Below are 3378 nucleotides of genomic sequence, written 5' to 3'. Positions count from 1 at the left end.
CCCAGCATCACCGAGTCCTGGTGGAGATCGATGATCTCCGAGACCCGCAACCCCGTTTGCGCGGCCAGCAACAGCAGTAATGCACGCCATCGTCGATCATCGAGATCAGGACCTGGCGCGCACTGCCGAGTTCGCGGAAGCGCGCGAATATCAGGCGAATGGTCTCCTGCAGGCGCATGTCGGGATCGAAACCGAGACCATAATCGCGGTGCCAGACATAGCCGAAGGGCACGGAGATGCGCAGTTCCCCACGCTGTGCCTTGGCGCGGGCGGCCTCGTACATGCGGGCACGCAGCACGCCGAGCTCGAACTCGCTGATGCTGCCCTTCATACCGAGCAGCAGGCGGTCGTTCGGCAATCCCGGATCGTAGACTCCGTCCAGATCGATCACGCGTGCATCGACTTCGCCGCACAACTCGAGCAGCCGATGCCAGTCCGGCCCGTTGCGCGACAGGCGGGACGCCTCCAGGCAAAGCACGGCGCCCACATGGCCGGTGCACAGATCGTCGACCAGGCGCTCGAAACCGGGACGCTCCACAGCCCCGCTTGCGGTTCGTCCCAGATCCTCGTCGATCACCTCTACTTTGCGGAATCCCCAGCGCCGCGCGACGTCGACAAGCTCATACTGCCGACGCTGGCTCTCAAGGTTGAGCTGGACCTGCGCCTGAGTGGACTGACGCACATAGACCACGGCCTTGCGCTTGAGGACGGCAGTCGGAATCAGATTACCGCTCGTCATCGCAGCTCTCCTCCTCCGTTGCCACGCCGGCGGCGGCCATCAGTACGTTGGCGAGCCGGGCGATCACTATGGTCCATTGCGCTGAACTCAGCCCGTTCAGCTTCTGCGAGTCGAGCGGCAAGCTGAGTTGGCGAACGACCACGAGAGATCGTGTCGGGGGTGGCAAGGTTCTCATGTTGCGCCTCCGCGATGGTGAAATCATCCGGAGAGCCTCGCCGGAAACGGCGTTCGATCAAGAGCTTGTTAAGCTCAAGCAGCGCGGCAAGCGATACGCGCGGGGAGCCAAGGTCCATCGCCGCGCAAGCCACGGGATCGATCATCCAGGCCGGAGCGGTAATGACATGCCCGGGCGCGACGACGAGATGAATGATCCGGCCGTTGGCGCGCTCTTCGCTGTTCTCGCAGCGAAGCCGACGTCCGAAATACGGGTGCCAACGGTAATGGACCTCGACCTCCTGCCCAACATGGGCAGAATGACCCCGAGATGGCGATGCCGCGCAGGGCTCGCTCGGCTGCATTGTTCGATGGGCAAATCCGCCCATCGTCGAGGAACCGGGTGAAGGATGACTAGCGACGCAGCATGTAGTTGAAGGCCTTGGTCAGATCGTGTCCGCGCGAGAGCTTGTCGCGCGTCTCGATCATCCAGCGCTCGAGCTCGGTGACCAGCGGCGCGCTCCGCTCTTGGCGCACGGCGTGGCGTTGGCCTGGGGACAGGCCGTTGATCGCGCGCTCAATATCGAACAGGGCATCGATGCGCTCACGGCTTAACCGCGAGCGGATAGACCAGGTTGGGCTTCTCGCCGCGCGCCTTCTTGCGCGCCGCCGCTTCGATATCGGCCAGCTCGAACACTTTGCGCCGGCTGTGGGCCCAGCAGCTGGCCTCCAGAACAGGCGCGGGCTGACGGCCCGTCGTATAGAGATCGCCATAACCGCCATAGGCATCGCCCTGCAGGATGCCGCTCCAGCCGGCGAGATGCGCCGCAGGATGCTCCCCTCGGCGATCGCGGGAATAGTAGAACACCGCCGCCGGCGGATCGGCGCCACCGAATGGTCGGTCATCGCGCACATAGGTCCATAATCGGCCGGTATCGGTCTTGCCCTTGGCCAGGACCGGAACCGTCGTATCGTCGCCGTGCAGACGTGAAGCGGACAGCAATGGGGTTCGAGCCGCTTGAACAGCGGCATCAGCGCCGCGGCGCCGGCGCCGACCTGGTCGGCGAGCGTCGACAGGCTGAGCGGCACGCCTTCGCGGGCATAGCGTTCAGCCTGGCGATTGAGCGGCTGATGCTGGCCGAACTTCTCGAACAGGATCATCGCCAGCAGGCCGGGACCGGCCCAGCCGCGCGGGGTGGCGTGGAACGGCGCCGGAGCCTGATGGGCGGTCCGCTGCCGCCAAAGGGCCGATCATCGCGGAGATAGGTCCAGAGGTAGGCCGTCTTGGCCTTGCCCGATCCCGCCGCCAACGTTGGCAGCGTGGTCTCATCGGCAAAGACCCGCTCACCCTGGTTGATGCCGGTCAGTGCGTAATCGGCGAGTGGCTCGAGCTCGAAGCCGACCTTGCCCATCCACTGGGCCATCTGTGACCGGTCGATCTCGACCTGATCGCGAGCATAGATCGCTTCGTGGCGGTAGATCGGCAGGCCATCAGCGTATTTCGACACCGCGAACTGCGCCAGCAGCGCTTCGGTCGGATGCTTTCGAATGCGGGCGGGAGCGGCTGCCTTGATAACGCCGTCCGACGGGTGACGATCACCCGGAACTTCGCGGGGTGACATCGAGCCGTTCGGAGACATCCTCGCCAATCGGGATCTTTTCCAGCGCTTCGCAGCCAGCAGGCGTTTCGGGCTCGATGACCACCTCGACCTGTTCGAGATGGGCCGCAAAGCCTTTGCGAGGACGCGGTGCGCGCTTCGCTTTCGAGCCGCCCACAGACTTGTCCATCTGCGCTTCGATGGCCGCCACGCCGGTTTCGGTCTCCTCGAAGACGAGAGCATACTGCTCCTCGCTCAGCTCACCGGTCCGCAAAACTTTCGGAGCGGCTGCCGAAGCGCGCGCTCTCCAAGCATCTTCACCACCGCGGTCAGACGTGCGATCCGCTCATCAGCACTTTTGTTGACCAACTCGAGATGAAGGCGCGCTCCTCCATAAGGGCGGCCTTTTCGGCCATGGCAACAACCATCGTCTTGAGCGCGTCAACGTCGTCCGGGAGTGCGAGATGGGGTGTCGACATGGCCAAAATCAGAGCATATTCGCGGGCAATTTTCCCGCTTTTCAGCCCCCTGATTCATCATGCCGCAGGGTTTTACCCAGCCGATTGCGGCCGCCTGACGGTCTCCGTCCGAACCCGTTTCCAGTCCATTCCGTCAACCAGAGCCATGAGCTGAGCATTGAGCTGGACCCGGTTGTGGCCGATCCGCGGCCAACTTCGCGTCGTTAGCCGCTTGGCATAAAAACACACGCCGCTGCCGTCCCACCAGACGATCTTGATCCTGTCCGCTCTTTTGGCGCGGAAGACGTAAAGCGCGCCGTTGAACGGTTAGGTGGCGCGCCACCTAACCCTAGTTATGCATCGGGTGAGATTTTGTGGCGGAGCCGTCCTGGCGCCAGCCGAGGTCTGCCAAATCTGGAATCCTCCGCCA

General features: G+C 63.7%; 1 protein-coding gene and 4 pseudogenes. All 5 read right to left on the bottom strand.

Annotated elements, in window-relative coordinates; genetic code table 11:
• Positions 1–76: 76 nt before the first annotated feature.
• A pseudogene (locus tag FJ419_RS30530) lies at positions 77–739 on the bottom strand (recombinase family protein); the annotation flags it as partial.
• Positions 736–1257, bottom strand: a complete 522-nt coding sequence (locus tag FJ419_RS31385; RefSeq protein ID WP_246679433.1) for a hypothetical protein — start codon at positions 1255–1257, stop codon at positions 736–738. The gene FJ419_RS31385 and the pseudogene FJ419_RS30530, both read right to left, overlap by 4 nt.
• Positions 1258–1279: 22 nt before the next feature.
• Positions 1280–1453, bottom strand: a pseudogene (locus FJ419_RS31530) (transposase); the annotation flags it as partial.
• Positions 1454–1496: 43 nt separating this feature from the next.
• A pseudogene (locus FJ419_RS31380) lies at positions 1497–2107 on the bottom strand (IS66 family transposase); the annotation flags it as partial.
• Between the two features lie 5 nt (positions 2108–2112).
• Positions 2113–2969 (bottom strand): annotated as a pseudogene (locus tag FJ419_RS30500) (transposase); the annotation flags it as partial.
• Positions 2970–3378: the final 409 nt, after the last annotated feature.

Origin of the sequence: Mesorhizobium sp. B2-6-2, from assembly GCF_006440615.1 — a bacterium.
Lineage (GTDB): Bacteria > Pseudomonadota > Alphaproteobacteria > Rhizobiales > Rhizobiaceae > Mesorhizobium.
The sequence above is the reverse complement of the archived record's forward strand: the minus strand, read 5'-3'. Positions and strand labels throughout refer to the sequence as shown.

What these genes read in the sequence shown, in the direction of transcription:
- FJ419_RS31385 (WP_246679433.1), bottom strand. Translation starts at nt 1,257, where the DNA reads ATGCAGCCGAGCGAGCCCTGCGCGGCATCGCCATCTCGGGGTCATTCT.